Origin of the sequence: Endozoicomonas sp., assembly GCF_051008435.1 — a bacterium.
In the GTDB taxonomy this organism is placed as follows: domain Bacteria; phylum Pseudomonadota; class Gammaproteobacteria; order Pseudomonadales; family Endozoicomonadaceae; genus Endozoicomonas_A.
Window position 1 is genome coordinate 1 of sequence record NZ_JBPCXO010000223.1, and the last position, 18,372, is coordinate 18,372.

At 48.2% G+C, this 18,372-nt stretch carries 19 protein-coding genes; 15 read left to right on the forward strand and 4 right to left on the reverse strand.

All coding sequences use genetic code 11. The features are described from left to right. Positions 1-395: 395 nt before the first annotated feature. Entirely contained in the window at positions 396-719 is a 324-nt protein-coding gene (locus tag ACR2PX_RS11515) for a hypothetical protein (RefSeq protein ID WP_433999503.1), read from the reverse strand. 74 nt (positions 720-793) lie between these two features. On the opposite strand from ACR2PX_RS11515, the gene ACR2PX_RS11520 reads away from it, so the two are divergent. The 5 genes from ACR2PX_RS11520 to ACR2PX_RS11540 all read left to right on the forward strand — a co-directional run bounded on the left by ACR2PX_RS11520 (position 794) and on the right by ACR2PX_RS11540 (position 5,239). Then, entirely contained in the window at positions 794-1,009 is a 216-nt protein-coding gene (locus ACR2PX_RS11520) for a hypothetical protein (protein ID WP_433999504.1), read from the forward strand. 535 nt (positions 1,010-1,544) lie between these two features. Continuing rightward, positions 1,545-2,513: a glycosyltransferase family 2 protein gene (locus ACR2PX_RS11525; RefSeq protein WP_433999505.1), complete on the forward strand. Its 969-nt coding sequence runs from the start codon at positions 1,545-1,547 to the stop codon at positions 2,511-2,513. Then, entirely contained in the window at positions 2,500-2,868 is a 369-nt protein-coding gene (locus ACR2PX_RS11530) for a GtrA family protein (protein WP_433999506.1), read from the forward strand. Before ACR2PX_RS11525 ends, ACR2PX_RS11530 begins: the two co-directional genes overlap by 14 nt. Beyond that, positions 2,865-3,671, forward strand: coding sequence for a ChbG/HpnK family deacetylase (locus ACR2PX_RS11535; protein WP_433999507.1), 807 nt, complete (start codon positions 2,865-2,867; stop codon positions 3,669-3,671). Before ACR2PX_RS11530 ends, ACR2PX_RS11535 begins: the two co-directional genes overlap by 4 nt. Next, entirely contained in the window at positions 3,653-5,239 is a 1,587-nt protein-coding gene (locus ACR2PX_RS11540) for a glycosyltransferase family 39 protein (RefSeq protein WP_433999508.1), read from the forward strand. Before ACR2PX_RS11535 ends, ACR2PX_RS11540 begins: the two co-directional genes overlap by 19 nt. A 36-nt stretch (positions 5,240-5,275) precedes the next feature. On the opposite strand, the gene ACR2PX_RS11545 is transcribed toward ACR2PX_RS11540, so the two are convergent. The 3 genes from ACR2PX_RS11545 to tadA all read right to left on the reverse strand — a co-directional run bounded on the left by ACR2PX_RS11545 (position 5,276) and on the right by tadA (position 10,565). Then, entirely contained in the window at positions 5,276-5,746 is a 471-nt protein-coding gene (locus ACR2PX_RS11545; protein WP_433999509.1) for a glycine zipper 2TM domain-containing protein, read from the reverse strand. 178 nt (positions 5,747-5,924) lie between these two features. Then, positions 5,925-9,848 carry a phosphoribosylformylglycinamidine synthase gene (purL, locus tag ACR2PX_RS11550; RefSeq protein WP_433999510.1) on the reverse strand — a complete coding sequence of 1,308 codons (3,924 nt, stop codon included), beginning with the start codon at positions 9,846-9,848 and terminating at the stop codon, positions 5,925-5,927. Positions 9,849-10,046: 198 nt separating this feature from the next. After that, positions 10,047-10,565: a tRNA adenosine(34) deaminase TadA gene (gene tadA / locus ACR2PX_RS11555; RefSeq protein ID WP_433999511.1), complete on the reverse strand. Its 519-nt coding sequence runs from the start codon at positions 10,563-10,565 to the stop codon at positions 10,047-10,049. Positions 10,566-10,792: 227 nt separating this feature from the next. Here tadA and ACR2PX_RS11560 point away from each other — a divergent pair, with 227 nt between their 5' ends. The 10 genes from ACR2PX_RS11560 to ACR2PX_RS11605 form a co-directional block, all read left to right on the forward strand. Then, the gene (locus ACR2PX_RS11560; protein ID WP_433999512.1) at positions 10,793-11,290 is read left to right on the forward strand and encodes a type III secretion system chaperone; all 498 of its coding nucleotides are present in this window, start codon (positions 10,793-10,795) and stop codon (positions 11,288-11,290) included. Positions 11,291-11,411: 121 nt separating this feature from the next. Further along, positions 11,412-12,743, forward strand: a complete 1,332-nt coding sequence (gene sctN, locus ACR2PX_RS11565; RefSeq protein WP_433999513.1) for a type III secretion system ATPase SctN — start codon at positions 11,412-11,414, stop codon at positions 12,741-12,743. 5 nt (positions 12,744-12,748) lie between these two features. Next, on the forward strand, positions 12,749-13,210 hold the full coding sequence (sctO, locus tag ACR2PX_RS11570) for a type III secretion system stalk subunit SctO (RefSeq protein WP_433999514.1): 462 nt from the start codon (positions 12,749-12,751) through the stop codon (positions 13,208-13,210). A 129-nt stretch (positions 13,211-13,339) separates the two neighbouring features. Beyond that, the gene (locus ACR2PX_RS11575; RefSeq protein WP_433999515.1) at positions 13,340-14,077 is read left to right on the forward strand and encodes a type III secretion HpaP family protein; all 738 of its coding nucleotides are present in this window, start codon (positions 13,340-13,342) and stop codon (positions 14,075-14,077) included. A gap of 11 nt (positions 14,078-14,088) precedes the next feature. Further along, positions 14,089-15,129: a type III secretion system cytoplasmic ring protein SctQ gene (gene sctQ, locus ACR2PX_RS11580; RefSeq protein WP_433999516.1), complete on the forward strand. Its 1,041-nt coding sequence runs from the start codon at positions 14,089-14,091 to the stop codon at positions 15,127-15,129. Positions 15,130-15,233: 104 nt separating this feature from the next. Next, positions 15,234-15,893, forward strand: coding sequence for a type III secretion system export apparatus subunit SctR (gene sctR, locus ACR2PX_RS11585; protein WP_433999517.1), 660 nt, complete (start codon positions 15,234-15,236; stop codon positions 15,891-15,893). Positions 15,894-15,902: 9 nt separating this feature from the next. After that, entirely contained in the window at positions 15,903-16,166 is a 264-nt protein-coding gene (gene sctS / locus ACR2PX_RS11590) for a type III secretion system export apparatus subunit SctS (protein ID WP_034833827.1), read from the forward strand. A 33-nt stretch (positions 16,167-16,199) separates the two neighbouring features. Continuing rightward, the gene (gene sctT / locus ACR2PX_RS11595; protein ID WP_433999518.1) at positions 16,200-16,991 is read left to right on the forward strand and encodes a type III secretion system export apparatus subunit SctT; all 792 of its coding nucleotides are present in this window, start codon (positions 16,200-16,202) and stop codon (positions 16,989-16,991) included. Between the two features lie 13 nt (positions 16,992-17,004). Beyond that, complete coding sequence (gene sctU / locus ACR2PX_RS11600; protein WP_433999519.1) at positions 17,005-18,060, forward strand: type III secretion system export apparatus subunit SctU; 1,056 nt, start codon at positions 17,005-17,007, stop codon at positions 18,058-18,060. Between the two features lie 82 nt (positions 18,061-18,142). Further along, positions 18,143-18,372 (forward strand): transposase-like zinc-binding domain-containing protein (locus tag ACR2PX_RS11605; protein WP_433999520.1); only part of this gene is annotated, 230 nt, incomplete at its 3' end.

Sequence of the window (18,372 nt, forward strand, 5' to 3'; positions counted from 1 at the left end):
CCGGTTTGAGACAGTTTTTATGATTATTTGAGGCGAATAGCGAGCTATTCAACGAAAAGAATCATAAAAAATGGCCAAATCCGGCTTTTTCGCAGTAGGTCAGTGGTAAGTCCGACAGGCTCCTAGACTATCACTGATCACTACAAAGGCAAGAGCAGGAGAAAACCCTGAGGGGAAATTCAGGGTTATTACCCGCCTATCCGTGGCGGGTTTCACATCCATGTGAATTGGCTATCCCTGCAACTTCAATGTATCAATACATCGGGGATCAAAATGCAGGAAAAAAGCATCAGACTTTGTAAGATATTTCCCACACTTCTGTAATCAACCTGACAGCATTTAGTAAAGAAAGCCTTTTCATGTCTTCTAAAATGAAAGGTTTCTCTATAAAAAGTCTACTGGTTCAGTTCATCCAGCTCACTTTGGTCCACGACCTCATCATTGATAAGAACCTTTTCAGACAGAATGCCACTGATATCTTCAGCCCCTTCTTCTGTATCATCAATAATAATCCGTGTTACCTCACCGCTTTGCAGCTGGAAATCCTGATCTTCTTCAGGCGCCATAATTTCCATCTCGGGCTCAGCTGGTGTCTCAATAACCACACTGTTAGTATCTTCCTGCAGAGGCTCATCAGCTGGCTGCATCAGGTAAAGTCCTGCAGCAACGGCCAGAATGCCAAAGCCAAATACCAGGGCAATCAGATGTTCCTTTCTCATAGCTACTCCGTCACAGGGTCTGTGTATGATCTCAGAATCCGGACTATACCGTACCAGACGACAGGACATTGGTCATGCTTCTGTTCCCCAAACCGTCAGAAAGTCCCAGCCAGAGAACTCTGACGACAACCGGGAGTCGTCCCACATTCTTTGTCAGTCTTGCCAGAAGCCAATTACCAGCCATGATTCAGCTATCTCATTCATGGGCAGTCATCAACATTCGCAATGTAACCCCGCCGGTATTTTTTTCCAGTTCAGTTGCTATTCGCAAGCCCCCGGCTGCCAGTTAAGTGGTGATGCTACTGAGGAGTTCAGTTGGTTTCCGAGCTATCTATGGCAATTTGCCTGCTGCTCTGGCTGCGGAACTCATCTTGGATGGTACTTTTCAGGTGGACAACCCGGCTTCTTCGGGCTTTTAGACAACAAACTCATATCCCAATAACTTTGCTGACATATCCATTCAGTGACTTGCTTTTTCAGTAACACCATACCACTATGGAAGCAGACCATTGCTCAATTTATAGCCACAAGCATCGGCTAAAAGTGCCTCATCAACCATCATGATAAAAAAGGCACTTTACTGAAGAGAAAGCTTTCTCATTATTCAGTAGCTTCATAAATTGAGCCTCACTATAAACAACCATGAGCGATAGAAAGTACTTTTCTACGCCTCTGGTGGTGAAAGTTTTTCACAGTAAACAGTGTCAAGCCGATAAATAATAACAATCACAAACAGCCATGAGCCGGATGTATCGCCCTCCTCTTTTCTTTTAAGGATGTGGCGCGAAAATCATGGCCATATGAAATTATCGAGCCGGAGACAACATGCCAGTTAACGACTCATTCTTACTCAGCTGTGTGGTGCCGGTTTTCAATGAAGGTCCGGTCATTGGTCAGTTCATGGAGGCCCTCAAAGAACAACTGGAAGCCATTACCGAGCATTTTGAAATTATTGTGGTTGATGACGGTAGCAGCGATAAAACCGTTGAACTGGTTGAGCCTTTCTGTAATGACACAAGAATCAAACTAATCGAGTTATCCAGAAACTTTGGTAAAGAAACGGCCCTCACCGCTGGCATAGATGCCACATCCGGTGATGCGGTTGTCCTGATTGATGCCGACTTTCAACACCCTCTGGAAATGATTCCGGTATTTGTTGATTACTGGCGCCAGGGCTACCAAATGGTTTATGGCGTCCGCCAGGACAGGGACAATGAATCCTTTTTTAAGAAGAAAGGCGCACAATTTTTCTATCAGATTATGCATTCCAGCACCGGTATTGATGTACCTGCCCATGCTGGGGACTTCCGCCTGATGGACAAGGTGGTCGTTGAAGCACTGAAATCCATGCCTGAACGCAGCCGATTCATGAAAGGTATTTATGCCTGGGTCGGTTACAAGAGTATTGGCCTGCCCTTTCAGGTCAGAGACAGACTGGCAGGAGAATCGGGCTGGGGTTACGGTAAACTGACCAGTCTGGCTCTTTCCGGTATTACTGCCTTTACCACTCTCCCCTTGAGAATTGTTGGTGGGCTCGGACTGATTATCTCATTCATCTCTGTTTTTTACGCTTTCTTTATTATCTTCAGAACGATTGTTCTCGGTGCCCCCCTGCCCGGCTGGCCGACCGTCATTGTTGCCATCACTTTTATTGGCGGCATACAACTTTTGTCTCTCTGGATACTGGGAGAGTACGTTGCAGGTATATTCTGTGAAGTGAAAAACCGCCCCAGGTATTTGATACAGAGACAACTGGGATTCAAGAATCAGAAGGACAGCAATGCAGCTGATTAAGTTTATTGTTACCGGGGGTACTGCTGCAGCTGTACACCTTTGTGCACTCTGGCTGCTGGTTGACCTGACACAACTAAACCCACTTCTGGCCAACCCTGCGGCTTTTACTCTGGCCTTCATCGTAAGCTATCTGGGACATTCATTGTGGACCTTTAATCACAAACAGCATGTTCTGCGTACTACTCTGGTGAAGTTCCTGCTGGTCCAGTTGCTCTGTAGTTTTGTACTCAACCAGGGACTGTACACCCTGCTTCTAACCTATACCGCTTTAAATTATCTGGTAGCCAGCTTTATCGTTCTGGCAACGATTCCTCTGTTTACCTTTACCCTGAGTAAATACTGGGCCTTTAAATGAAAAGAATAACACTGTGTGCAGATGATTACGGGATGCATCCGGGGGTATCCCAAGCCATTCTGGAGCTGGCCGCCAAAGGCAGAATCCAGGCCACCAGCTGTATGGTCACTTGCCCGGAGTGGACACAACAGGCCAGAGGTCTCACGACTATTCAAGACAAAGTCGATATTGGTCTGCATCTGAATTTAACAGAAGGCAAGGGTCTGAGCTCTGCTTTTATGGGTGGATTCCCCAGCCTGAACCAGGTACTGATAAAAAGTCATCTCCGTCTACTGGATAAGAGCGCTTTGCTGGAAGAAATTACCGCGCAATACCAGATGTTCATGGACACTACAGGCAGAGCCCCAGACTTTGTCGATGGCCATCAACATGTCCACCATCTACCCATGGTACGAGAAGCTCTGCTATCGGTTCTTCGCCGCTTCAAGCCCGACCCCTCTTTCTGGGTGAGAAGTGTCACACCGATCATTCATCGTGGTGGGGGGCTGAAAAGTTATATCATTGAAGGCTCCGGCGGCAAAAGCCTCCTCTATGAGCTGATCAATCATAGCGTCAACACCAACACATCCTTTGCTGGCATATACTCTTTGAAACCTAACGAAGACTACTCTGCCCTGATGACATCGTGGTTATCAGAGTCCTACGACAGAGGGCTCATTATGTGTCATCCGGGTAAAACCGCTGGACAAAATAATCTGGATCACCCGGAAGCCAGACAGCTGGAGCTTGATTATTTTTCAGGACAACAATTTGTGGACGACTGTCAAAAAGCAGGAGTTGATCTGTGCAGAATGAAGCAATGATGGCTGAATCTTCACCCTCTTCAGTGGTAATAAAACACCCTTATCGCTGGCTCAGCCTGATCTGCCTTTTTCAACTATTGTTCTGGACTCTCGGCCCCTGGCTGGCCCGGAACACGCTCCACTCTGACACTCTTGAAGGTATAGCCTGGGGCAATCTCTGGCAGTGGGGGTATGATAAGCACCCACCACTGGCAGCCTGGGCTGCTGCTTTCTTCTCAAATTTAAGCGACATCAGCGACTGGCCTGTTTATTGGTTTGCTCAGGTCTGTGTCGTCATTGCCTTTGTTGCTGTCTGGCGTCTAGCCAGAGAATACCTGACCGGGGCAGGAGCACTGCTGGCCGTCTTTTTATTACAGGGCATTCTCTTTTACAGCAACCGTGTAGAAAGGGTCACCCCTGATACGCTTCAACATCCAATCTGGGCTTTACTTGCCCTGACTTTTTATTTTGCCGTTACTCGCCAATCCCTGCGCTACTGGCTGCTGACCGGAGTCATGGCCGGGCTGGCCATCCTGACCAAATATCAGGTCGCTGTGTTATTTGCTCCACTGTTTGTTGTTCTTTTAATCACTCAGGAAGGCAGAAACTCTCTTTCCTCTATGGGTCCCTGGTTGGGTGGGATTATTGCACTCGCTATTGCATCCCCTCATATTTATTGGCTCTGGGATCATAACTTTGCTGCTGTAAGCTACCTGGAAGAGAATTACGTTGAAAGTGAACGGTATGGCACAGGCACTAACTGGGACCACCTGATTTTTCCTCTGAGCTTTATCAAGAACAGTTTTGGTAATGTGCTTGTATTTTTTCTATTGATGATCCCACTCTTCCGAGCCCCCAGACTGCCTATTGTTTATGACCACTTCAAAAAGGTTTTTCTGATTGCCATAGCCACAGGTCCTTTCGCTTTTACACTTCTGTTCGGCCTGGTCACCGGAGAAAAACTGGTACCACGCTGGGCTACCCCATACTTTGCCTGGTTACCCCTTTTACTTCTGTTCTGGCTTCGTCCGTTGATTGATTACCAGCGATTCAAAAGGGTTGTGTTCTGGTGCTTATTCACTGGGGTGCTTTTTGTTTCATTGAGATGCAGCTACCTGCTATTCAAGCCCCTCTTTGATGATGATTACTGGGATTCAGTGGAGTTCATACCACTACGAACCCAGATGTTGAAAGCTGAGGAGCTATGGACACAACACCAGGACATTGTCAGCAATGAAGCTCATACCAAAGACGACAATTACATGCCTTACCTGGGTGGCCTTCACTATCATGTTGCCGAGCTGACAGCTTACAGCCACAACCGAAAAACCATTCCGTTTTTTGGCCTGAATCCTGCGGAAAGTCTCTGGATGAAAGAGGAAGATTTCCGCAAAAAAGGCGGAATCATTGTCATTGTGGATGGCAAGCGATACTCGCGAGTTGTCAGGCAGCGGCTGGAGAAGAACTATCCCCAGGCAGAATTTCTGGGGCGATTCGAGTTCGAGCCTGTTACCAAGATCAAAGTGGAGAACAAGCCCAAACTGTATGTGGAGTATTATCTTTTAAGGCCTCAAGAGAGTAACCAATAAATATGAGTGACTTCTTAAGGCCACTCAATACTTCACTTACTGTACTTTAATAACCCGGCTGGTAGTGCCCTGGGTAAGGATCTTTACCTTATCGCCAGCAGCAAAGTTAACGGCCGGGTCAGCTTGCTGAACAACAGAAACATACGAGCCGTCATCCAATCTGACTGTCAGCTCAACACCCTGCTTGGATGTAATTTTCTTCTCAGCCATATTGCCCAGAACACCACCGGCAACTGCACCGGCAACCGCTGCAATAGCACTTTCACGTTGGCCACCAATGCTGGATGCGGCTATGCCACCCACAGCTGCACCAGCCAAAGTGCCTACCTCGCCTTGAGTACCTTCCAGCTTGACCAGCCTTGATTCAGCTACAGTACCAAAGCGAACTGTCTGCATTTGACGAGCTTCAGAAGCCGAATAGGTAGTCCCTGTCTGATCCGTCATGCAGCCAGCCAGAGAGAACGAGAGCAAGAAGACGATCCCTGCCTGTTTTATCCTTTTATTCATAAATGAGTCTCCCAGTACGTTTACCTTCTGTTTCCTGTCCAGTTTAGATGTTCAAAATGGAAAATAGTTCTAAGGCTGTCACCGCCGGGACTAATCAATTGATATCCGGCAATATTTCTACTGATTATAAGAAAAGAGGCTGAATCAATTATGAATCAGCCTCTTAATTTTTCCTGAATCAGTCAACCCAAACCCGGGCATTCCTGAACATTCTCATCCAGGGCGAGTCTTCACCCCAGGTGTCAGGATACCAACTGTTCTGAACGGTTCTAAACACCCTTTCCGGATGAGGCATCATGATTGTCACCCTGCCATCGGCAGAGGTCAGACCCGTAATACCTTCAGGAGAACCATTTGGATTATAGGGATAACGATCCGTCGACCTTCCCTGATTATCCACATACTTCAATGCCAGCTGAGCACTTTCAGACAGCTTCTGAATTTGCTCAGCCTTCTTGAATTCGGCAAAACCTTCACCATGCGCCACAGCAACCGGCATTCTGGAACCTTCCATTCCTCTCAGGAGAATGGATTTGCTCTTCTGAACTTCAACCATCACCGTTCTGGCTTCAAACTGCTCAGACTGGTTACGGACAAAATGAGGCCAGTGCTCTGCACCAGGAATCAGCTCATGCAGGTTGGACAGCATCTGACAACCATTGCAGACACCCAGGGCAAAGCTGTCGGGACGATCAAAGAAGGCAGCAAACTGATCACGAGCCATGCTGTTAAACAGAATAGATTTAGCCCAGCCTTCTCCGGCTCCCAGTACGTCACCGTAAGAGAAGCCGCCACAAGCCACCAGGCCTTTGAACTCAGCCAGATCACGACGACCGGAAAGAATGTCACTCATGTGAACATCTACTGCTGAGAAACCCGCTTTATCAAAAGCAGCTGCCATTTCTACATGGCCGTTTACACCCTGCTCCCTCAGAATGGCTATCTGAGGCTTACTGGATCCAGTAGCAATAAATGGAGCTGCAACATCGTTATTGATGTCAAATGGCAAAGAAGCATGCAAACCGTTGTCTGTGTCATCCAACAGGTTATCAAACTCCTGTTGGGCACACTCAGGATTGTCTCTCAATGACTGCATGCGGTAGCTGGTTTCAGCCCACCAGCGCTGGTGTTTAACCCGGCTTTCACTGCTGATCCGCTCACCATTGAAGGTAAAGTTGATACGCTGATCAGACCTCAGAGAAGCAATAGTATGAGTACAGGAACCCAGACCCAGCTCAGCCAGGATATCTTTGACCTTACCCTTATCTTCACGACGAACCTGCAGCACCGCACCCAGCTCCTCATTGAACAGGGCAGGAATAATGGCAGCCTCAGAGCCTGCCAGCTTATCCAGATTCACCTCAATACCGGTATGACCGGCAAAGGCCATCTCAACCAGAGTGGTAAAGAGACCACCGTCTGAACGGTCGTGGTAAGCCAACAACAGGTCTTTTTCCAGACATTGCTGGACTGCACTGAAGAAGCCTTTGAGGTCATCTGCAGAGGAAACATCAGGAGCCACATCACCAATCTGACCATAAACCTGCGCCAGCGCTGAACCACCCAGACGATTCTGATCACGACCCAGATCCACCAGCAGCAGATCGGTTTCACCTTTATCGGTACTCAGCTCTGGAGTCACTGTCTTGCGGATATCTGTCACGGGTGCAAAAGCTGAAATAACCAGAGACAGAGGAGAGGTTACGCTCTTTTCTGAATCACCGTCTTTCCAGCTGGTACGCATGGACATGGAGTCTTTACCCACTGGAATCGCAATACCCAGTTCTGGACAGAGCTCCATACCTACGGCTTTACAAGTCTCATAAAGCTTGGCGTCTTCACCCGGATGACCAGCGGCTGCCATCCAGTTTGCAGAAAGTTTTACATCACCCAGTTTGCCAATGCGAGTGCTGGCAATATTTGTGATCGCTTCACCAATGGCCATACGGCCTGAAGCAGGTGCATCAATCAGAGCCAGAGGCGTTCTCTCGCCCATGGACATAGCTTCACCGGCATAGGTATCAAAGGCTGTGGCAGTCACCGCGCAGTCTGCAACAGGTACCTGCCAGGGGCCAACCATCTGCTCACGGGCTACCAGACCTGTGATAGAACGATCACCAATAGTAATCAGGAAGTTTTTGCTGGCAACGGTGGGCAGTTTCAGAACCCGCTCACAGGCTTCTTGCAGAGAAATGCCGGAAAGGTCCAAAGCCTTCTGCTGGACGTTCTCAACCTGTACGTCACGGTGCATACGGGGCGGTTTGCCCAGCAATACATCCAGAGGCATATCAACAGGCTTGTTTTCAAAGTGACTGTCTTCTACCAGCAGGTTCATCTCTTTAGTGGCTTCGCCCACAACGGCATAGAGACAACGTTCACGCTGACAGATAGACTCAAACAGCTCCAGATTCTCTGGAGCCACAGCCATGACATAACGTTCCTGGGACTCATTACACCAGAGCGCCAGCGGCGACATGCCAGGTTCATCATTCAGAATGCCCCTGAGCTGGAAATGGCCACCACGACCACCATCACTGACCAGTTCTGGCAGAGCATTTGAAAGACCACCAGCACCCACATCGTGAATGAAAGCAACCGGGTTTTCATCACCCAACTGCCAGCATTGATCGATGACTTCCTGACAACGACGCTCCATTTCAGGGTTGTCGCGCTGAACACTGGCAAAATCCAGGTCTTCCTTGCCTTCACCAGACGTCGTGGAGGACGCTGCACCACCACCGAGACCAATCTGCATGGCCGGACCACCCAGAACAATCAGTTTGGCACCGACAGGAATATCACCTTTCTCGACATGGTCAGCCCGGATGTTACCCAGACCACCTGCCAGCATGATGGGCTTGTGATAACCCCTGACTTCATCACCGACAGAACCTTTGGCGGTTGCTTCAAAGGTGCGGAAGTAGCCACACAGGTTAGGACGGCCAAATTCGTTATTGAAGCCAGCACCACCCAGAGGACCGTCCAGCATAATATCCAGAGCAGTAACAATACGCTCCGGCTTGCCGTACTCTTTTTCCCACGGTTGCTTATATCCGGGAATATTCAGGTTGGAGACGGAGAAGCCGGTAAGACCCGCCTTTGGCTTGGAGCCTCGGCCGGTAGCACCTTCATCACGAATCTCACCACCCGCACCGGTAGAAGCACCAGGCCATGGGGAAATAGCTGTTGGATGGTTGTGGGTTTCCACTTTCATCAGGATATGAATAGCTTCCTGATGATACTGGTAATCTTTATTTTCGGGAGAAGGGAAGAAACGCCCGGCTTTGGAGCCTTCAATAACAGAAGCATTGTCTTTGTAGGCTGAGAGCACACCTTCACTGTTCATACTGTGAGTGTTTCGGATCATCTGGAACAAAGAATGATCCTGCTGCTCGCCATCAATGGTCCACGTCGCATTGAAGATCTTATGGCGGCAATGCTCAGAGTTAGCCTGGGCAAACATCATCAGCTCAACATCAGTCGGGTTCCTGTCCAACCCCTGATAACTGGTGACCAGATAATCAATTTCATCTTCTGCCAGGGCCAGCCCAAGTGACTGGTTAGCTTCAGCCAGAGCTTCACGACCGCCTTCAAGAATATCAACGCGGGTCAGCGGTGCAGGCTCAGTTTCTGCAAAGAGAAGCTCCGCTTCTCTGACATCAGCCAGAACAGCCTCGGTCATTCGGTCATGAATCAGACTGGTCACCCGTTCTTTCTGATGACCACTGAGACCTTCTTCAGCAGACACATAGTAAGCCAAACCACGCTCAATACGATGAACTTTGCTGAGACCGCAGTTTTCAGCAATGTTAGTGGCTTTACTGGACCAGGGGGAAATAGTGCCTGGACGGGGTACAACAAGAAACAGAGCGCCTGTGCACTCACCTTCCTGCAGCTTTTTCCCGCTATCGGCATTTGGACCATAGGTCAGTAGCTGCTCCAGAACTTTGAGCTCCTGGTCGGACAATGACTCGTCGACCCGGACAAAGTGCTGGTATTCAGCAAAAACACCGGTAATTTCAGGGATCCTGTGTTGCAGGGTTTCCAGCAGCTTTTGGCTGCGAAACGGCGAGAGAGCCGGAGCACCACGCAAAATCAGCATGTTAAAAACTGTCCTCAACTGGACTCAGGGAGATAATCAGGTGCGGTATAATAATCGAAACCCCAGTATGGAAACCAGTGATTGATCTACGGATCTTATCAATATCGAGCCAGGAAACTTCATAAAGCCGCTTTATTCAAGATAAAGACCACGAAAATACGGGGGTATTCTTTGCCCATAGCACCCGAAATCATCGAGTCAGCATAATTTCAGGCGCTTCTTCTCGGCTTTTTTAACTTCACGTCGGGCTCTGAAAAAGGATGAAATAATTTCACTGCACTCCTTTTCAAGAACCCCTGAGGTCATTTCCACCCGATAATTCATATAAGGCAGCTCCAATGTCCGGCTCTGACTGACCAACGCGCCTGCCTTGGGCTCCAAAGCACCAAAAATAACCCGCTTCACCCGGCTATGGATAATGGCACCGGCACACATCGTACAGGGCTCAAGGGTTACATAGAGTTCACAGTCCACCAGGCGATAATTTTTGACATTACCAGCAGCCTCCTGCAATGCCAGTACTTCAGCATGAGCAACAGGATTACAGCCACTGATGGGCTGATTAGCCCCCCGGCCAACGATCTTTCCATCTCTGACCACGACAGCCCCTACCGGCACTTCGCCTTTTTCACGGGCTTTCTCAGCTTCTTTTAAAGCCTCTTTCATCCAGAAGCTATCCATCTCGGTCAGGGTTTGTTCAGGCACTTTTTCTGTCACGGGAACTCATGTACTCCGGATAGGTTTTCTGGAAGCAGAGAAAAAATTGTCGAAATAAGTATACAGACGTCGACCAGTTTGACCGATACAGACTCTAATCAGGTCTTGGAGTTCCCCGAAGAGGGTATTTCGGAATTCTCCAACGCAACTCAAAAGAGCGATATATACTAAAAGTTAGTTCTCGTTATTTCAGTTTCTGACTAAGTACCATTGGAGGGTATGATCGAATGAGTTACAAGCAAAATGTAGAAGAGAATCTACAGCATTTTGCAGAGAGCATCGGTCTAGGCGAGCTCAGCTTAAATGAACACGATGCTTGTGGTCTCTGTTTTGATGATACCCTGATCGTGAATATGGAATATCTGGAAGAAGACGAAGCTTTGGTGTTTGTTTCTTCCGTAAAACCCATGGACGCTCACGACGACGCCAAAACCAGCCTCTATGAAAAGCTTCTTTCACTGAACCTTCAGCACCACAGCATGCAGGGAGCATTTCACGCCCTGAACCATGATAAGTCTGAAGTTCTGTTGATTCGCTCCATGCTGGCCTCCTCCGACTACGGTAATTTCGAATCCACTCTTGAGAAGTTCGTTAACACTCTCGAATGGGTGATTTCTGAAGTCGATAATACCGAGAGTGACGGTACTGCCGCACCTAAAGAGAATGGTCCAAAGCCTCCTCCAACCGCACCAGGCGGACCTGGAGATATGGGCATGATGGTCTGACTTTGATACAGGCATCAAAAAAAGAGGGCTTATCAAGCCCTCTTTTGCTTTCTATCGAATCAAGGTGAGTTCACACCCTAAAAAGCGAAAAAAGCAACGAGTGGCATAGGAGACAGGGATCGTGGCCGAAGCACTTAACTACCTCACTTCAGCTCTACAAAATGCCGTTGAAAGCAGCCGGTTAGTTGATATTCGAGGTCGTGTTACCGAAGTACAGGGCATGATTATTAAAGCGGCAGTTCCCGGCGTAAAAATCGGTGAACTGTGCGAGCTGGTTACCCCCAACGATGAGAAAACCGGGTATGCCGAAGTCGTTGGCTTTCAAGGTCACGAAACGGTGTTATCTCCCATGGGTGAAATCATGGGGATCTCCTCCACTACCGAAGTCATTCCTACAGGCAAAGTTCACCATGTGGGTGTTGGCCCTCATCTTCTGGGTCATGTGTTGGACGGCATGGGCAATCCTTTAAACCCAGAAGCCTTCGATGGTGTCGAGCCTGAAACCTGGTACCCGGTTTATGCCGACAGCCCCGACCCCATGACTCGGCGGATCATTGATAAACCCATGCCACTGGGCCTGAGAGCTCTGGACGGAGTCCTGACCTGCGGAGAAGGTCAGCGGATGGGTATTTTCGCTGCGGCCGGTGGAGGTAAAAGTACATTACTCTCAATGCTGGTAAAAGGGGCTGAGGTCGATGTAACTGTTCTGGCGCTGATCGGTGAAAGGGGACGAGAACTCAGAGAATTCATTGAGCACGATCTGGGCCCGGAAGGTGTGAAGAAATCCGTTATCATCGTTGCCACTTCAGATAAGTCTTCCATGGAAAGAGCCAAAGCTGCTTATACGGCAACGGCTGTGGCAGAGTATTTCAGGGATAAAGGTAAAAAAGTTCTGCTGCTGATGGATTCTGTTACCCGTTTTGCTCGTGCCCAGCGTGAAATAGGCCTGGCAGCGGGCGAACCCCCCACTCGTCGAGGCTTCCCGCCTTCTGTGTTTGCCACGCTTCCAAAATTAATGGAACGTGCCGGTATGTCAGACACAGGCTCAATCACTGCTCTCTACACAGTACTGGTAGAAGGTGATGATATGACCGAACCTGTAGCTGACGAAACCCGCTCCATACTGGACGGTCACATCATCCTTTCAAGAAAGCTGGCTGCAGCCAACCATTACCCGGCTATCGATGTTCTATCCAGTGCCAGCCGAGTCATGAATGCCATCACTCCGGAAGAGCACAAAGCCGCTGCCGGTAAGCTCAGGGAACTCCTCGCTAAATTTGAAGAAATAGAGCTGTTAGTGAAAGTAGGTGAATACAAGGCTGGGTCCGATGCAGTGGCCGATGAAGCCCTGCAAAAAATTGATACGATCCGAACCTTCCTGAAACAGCGTACGGATGAATTGAACGATTATGACGCAACCATTCAGCAGTTGCGGCAGGTCGTTGGGGTTTGATCTGAATGCTGCACGAACTCCTCAAGGTTAAGCAGATTCGTGAAAAGTCTGCCCAGGATGAAGTTCGTAAAAGTGAATATCGTCTGGAGCAGGCTCAGCAGGAAGTCAAAAACAAAGAGCAGGAGTTGGAAGAGTACATTGACTGGCGCAGTAAAGAAGAACAACGGCTCTACGATAACATTATCAATACCGAGGTAAAGCAGATCGACCTGGACCAGCTGAAAGCAAAGGTGGCCCAGATGCGCGAAAAAGATGTACTGCTGGAACAGGCTATCAATGAAGCTAAGCAAAATGTCGTAAAGGCCGAAGAGCAGCTGGAACAGGCCCGTGAAAATCACATCAAGGCCATGCAGGCTGTAGAGAAGTTTGAAGAGTTTACCAAAGCTCTGGACGAGGAAGCTGCCAAGGAAGCTGCCCGCCTCGAAGATCTGGAAATGGAAGAATTTACTGTTCGCCCCAAATCATAGGGTGCACAGAGCAACAGCCATGAGCAATAAACAGCCATGAGCAATAAACAGCCATGAGCGGAAAATGCCAGCCACATCACTGGCAGGGACTTCAATAAAAGGCATTTTCACAATAAACAGGAGGCAAACATGCAGCCCACCAATCAAAGCCAGAATGTTCAGCAGAACACCAACAATCAGCCTACTCAGAATCAGAGTCAAAAGATTTCTGAGGATCAAGCTTCTGACTTTTCCAAAAAGATGAAAAAGAAAGAAGACTCCAAGGGCACAAAAGCTGAATCAAAAGATGACCAGAGCCTTGAAAGCCTGATGGCAGAGCGCCGAAAAAGTGCCAAAGAAGCTCTGGAAGGTAAATTTAAGGATCAGGGCAGTGGCCGTGAAGGACAAAAAGGCCAGGAAGAAGGCGCTATGCAATCCCTTCTTGAAGGTAATGAGCAGGCTACCGGTCAGGTCAGGGAAACCCAGCAGGCTTCTGAAGCTCAGCTGAAGAGTATTCAGGCAGTCAGCGGCCCCAAAGAAATCAACGAAGTGATCAATAAGCTGGTTGATAAGATCATGGTGTCTTCCAAAGACGCTATAGAAGGTGCCGAAGTTCGTATCACTCTGAAAGACAACATTCTGCCGGGCACTGAAATACGTATTCAGAGAGTGTCAGGAGAACTGCAAGTGACAATGAATACCTCTTCCGCAGACTCTCACAATTTCCTGGTAGCCAATGAGGCTAGCCTGATGAAGAGTCTGGAAAAACTCGGAGAGAAAGTTCAGGTCAACATCAATATGTCAGGCGGTGGCGGCGAACAGAATGACGGTCGCTCCCAGCAGGAATACGTGGCAGAAGAAGAAGAACAGGAAGATGATGAATCCTGAGGGATAGACTGATGGAAACGATACCACTGAAGTATGAATCAGTATCAGCCACTGAACTTCAGTTGGGCCAACTCCTGTGCAATCGTAAAACCCGCTACCAGATTCAACTGAATGGCATAGATTTCACTGTCTCCCTTGCCGGTCTCGACCATCAAACTTCCAGTTGGCAAGCGGACGTAGAACTGGCCGGCTATCCCAGCAAGATTTATCTGGGCCATCAGGTTCTGGACTTTCTACTGCCTAATAAGCTTGATCATCAGATCCTTGAGAAACTGCCCAACGATCTTCGTGAAGCCGCTATTTCAAGCAGCCTGACCCCCATTTTCAACTTTCTGGGCCAAATGCTGGGACAATCCGTTTCTCTGAGTAACCTCAAGCCGGCAGAACAAACAGAAGCTGCCTTGATAGCTGTAGATCTTGAAGCCGAGACCATGCGCTCAAGCATTCAGATTGAGTACTCAGAGATGATTGAGAATTTGTTGAAGTCAATTCCACCTCATCAATCCATCCCGCTGCCCGATATACCTTTATGGGTATCCCTGCAAAAAGGCAGCACCGTACTGGCCCGCAGTGAATTCAATCATCTGGAAGAAGGTGACATTGTTTTTCTGGAAAAACATGTCAGTGACTCAGAGGTGATTGTAAGAATCAAACAGAATGCCGTTTTTCTGGGCACTCGTGAGGATACCCGGGTCACTATTTCACAGAGGCTTCAGGCTATGGAAGAACATTCTGCCGAAGAGCACACAGAGCATGAGGAGCCAATGCCAGAGGGAGAAGTACCGGACGTTCCGGTCGCTCCTGCAGCTCCCGTTGATCTTCATGACCTGCCCGTGACGCTGATGTTCGAAGTCGGTGAACAGCAGCTGACATTCGCAGAACTGCAGAGCCTGACGCCAGGATATGTTTTCCAGCTCAGTAACCCAATAGAAGCCCCGGTTAAAATCAGGGCCAATGGTCAACTGATTGGAAAATGCCAACTGGTAGAAATAGAAGGTCGACTGGGAGCCCGAATCACAGAGCTTAATGGAAAAGAGACTGACCGAGAATAGACCGCTCGCCCTATTGAATTTTATGCTCGAGCGCAATCCTCAGTCAGACTTCAGGGCTGAATCCTAATAACCAGGCAGTACATCCAGTAAAGCAGGTTCCCGCCATGGAAAGCGGCATACTGAATCTTACCAGCCCATTCTATTTGATGGTGCCGCTGGCACTCATGGCGTTGATTCCATTCATGGCTGTGATGGGCACCTCTTTCCTGAAGCTGGTAGTGGTCTTTTCTATTCTGAGAAATGCCACCGGTCTCCAGCAGATTCCTCCCAATATTGCCATGAACGCTCTGGCCATCATTCTGACACTCTACATCATGGCGCCTGTTGGCTATGAAGCTTATGAAATACTGGAGCCAGAGAAACTCAACTTCGATGACCTTTCCTGGATTGAGACGGTCAAACTGGCCAGTGCCCCTTACAAACAGTTTTTGAAAGACAACACGAATGAAAATGAACGCAACTTTTTCCTGAAATCTGCCCGTTTGCTCTGGCCCAAAAAATATCAACAAGAACTGTCTGGCGATGACTTTATAGTGCTCCTGCCTTCATTTTGTATTACGGAGTTAACCAAAGCGTTTCAGATCGGATTCTTACTGTACTTACCTTTCATAGTCATCGACTTGATCGTGTCAAACATCCTGCTGGCCATGGGTATGATGATGGTATCACCCATGACTATTTCACTGCCTTTCAAGCTGCTTCTGTTTGTCCTTCTGGACGGCTGGACCCGCCTGATCCAGGGCCTGATTTTGAGCTACGGCTAGGGGAACATCATGGTAGATTCCGACATCATTCAGCTGACTGCACAGGCTTTAATGCTGACTCTGATTCTCTCAATGCCTCCGATTATTGCTGCTGCCGGTGTCGGACTGCTGATCAGTTTGATCCAGGCACTGACCCAAATTCAGGAACAAACCCTGCCGTTCGCATTCAAACTGATTGCCGTCATCATCAGTATATTTGCCACTGCACGCTGGCTAGGCCTTGAGATCTATCATTACTCACTGGCCATCATGAACAAAATACCGGATCTTTAACCGGGTAAAGCACGATTAATCGGGATAAGCGACATGGTCATCCCAATAGATGAGCTGAAAGAGTGGTTTTACATTTTTACCATGGGCATGCCCAGAATTGTTGCCCTTTTCACTCTAATCCCTTTCCTTCACAAGCGGATGCTGGGTGGCGCCATGATGAGAAATGGCATCTGCGCCTGCCTGATACTGTTTCTCCATCCGATGCTGGCAGAGCACAAACCCGATGAAACCATCACTATTTATGCCACGGCCGGGTTTGTTCTGAAAGAAGCGTTTATTGGCGCTATTCTTGGCTTTTGCATCACTATCCCGTTTTGGGCCTTAGAATCTGCAGGTTTCTTTATCGATAACCAACGGGGTGCATCTATGGCCAGTGCCCTGAACCCTCTGTCCGGTGCAGAAACTTCTCCCATGGGTGTCTTGTTCTCACAAGCCTTCACTGCCATTTTCATGGTCAGCGGCTTATTTTTGCTATTGCTGCAAAGCCTGTTTATCAGCTACGACGCTTGGCCCGTCTTCAGTTTTTACCCCAAACTGACCCCCGAAGCGGCCATCTTTTTTCTTAACCAGTTTGACTTGATCATTGGTTTGGCCATGTGGCTTGCCGCTCCCGTTGTTATTTCGATGTTTATCACTGAGTTTGGCATTGCCCTGATCAGTCGCTCCGCTCCTCAGCTGAACGTATTTATTCTGGCCATGCCCATCAAGTCAGGCGTGGCTGCAGCCATACTGGTGGTTTACGTCAGTACTATTCTGAAGCTGGCCAAAAAGCACGACGAAGGCATTCCCATGATTTTCAGAACCCTTGGTAGGCTATGGCAATAGGAGCGCTCTGGAAATGAGTGGTGAAAAGACCGAACAACCCACTCCAAAAAAACTTCGCGATGCCCGAAAAAAAGGACAGGTTGCCAAGAGCAAAGAAGTATCCAGTACCTTTGGTATTATTGCTGTTGTCTGCACTATCTGGTTTATGAGTGATATGTTTCTTACCACCATTCAGGAAATGGTGATTCTCCCTTCTACTGTCTACAACGAGAATTTTAACGACGCTTTCAAGATTGTCACTCAAGGAATTCTCGAAAAGTCTATTGAGCTTCTCCTGCCTTTGGTAATGGTCTCCATGCTGTCAGCCATCATCGGCAACATCATGCAATTTGGCTTTCTGCTGGCCGGTGAATCGATCAAGCCTGACTTGAAAAAGATCAGCCCTATTGCGGGTTTCAAACGTATTTTTGCCATTAAGAACCTGGTGGAATTCTTCAAGTCCGTTATCAAGATTGTATTTCTTTCCATCGTTGTTTATTACGTTATCAAGGACAGTCTCGGGGACATGGTCAACCTTCCCTATTGCGGGAGCGACTGTATTCTTCCAGTAGTCGGCATATTGATGAAAAAGCTTCTGATCTACGCGATTGCCGCATTCATGGTAATTTCAGTGCTGGATTTCCTCTTCGAAAAACAGCAGTTCACCAAGCAAAATAAAATGTCCAAGGATGAAGTAAAGCGTGAACACAAAGAGATGGAAGGTAGCCCGGAAATCAAAGGTAAGCGGAAAGAAATCCACCAGGAAATCCTCAACGAAGCTGAGAACACCAAAAAATCAGACGTGGTCATCAAAAACCCGACTCACTTGGCCATCGGTCTGCACTACAAACAGGATGTTACCCCCTTACCGGTTGTGACCGTTAAAGGTCGAGGCGGACGTGCCCGCTTTATCGTAAAAGTTGCCGATAAAGAAGGCATACCCGTACTGGAGAATGTTCCGTTAGCCCACGCCCTTTTTGATACGGATATTGCCAGTTATATACCCAGTGACTTGATTGAACCAGTGGCAGAAGTATTCCGCTGGGTGGAAGATCTCAAGGAAAAACAGGGCATATCAGATAATTCCTGATACACCTCTCTCCACGGCTAAGTTCGTCTTATCTGTTGTTTGAACTATAATGCAGCAGTCACCTACTTTTAGGGATGCTGTTATGCAATATGCTCTCTTCAAAGCCTTTCTTGATGCCATTTCGACACTGACCAGTCATCAGAAGAATATTCTCAATAAAGCTCTTTCTCCAGTGGTTGAGACCAAAACTCATCAGCCGAGCCTGAGCAACACTATCGAACAGAAATTTTCTGAGCACCCAAGTTGCCCTCATTGCCAAAGTGATCAGCTAAAACGTTGGGGCAGTAGTGATGACAGACAGCGCTATCGTTG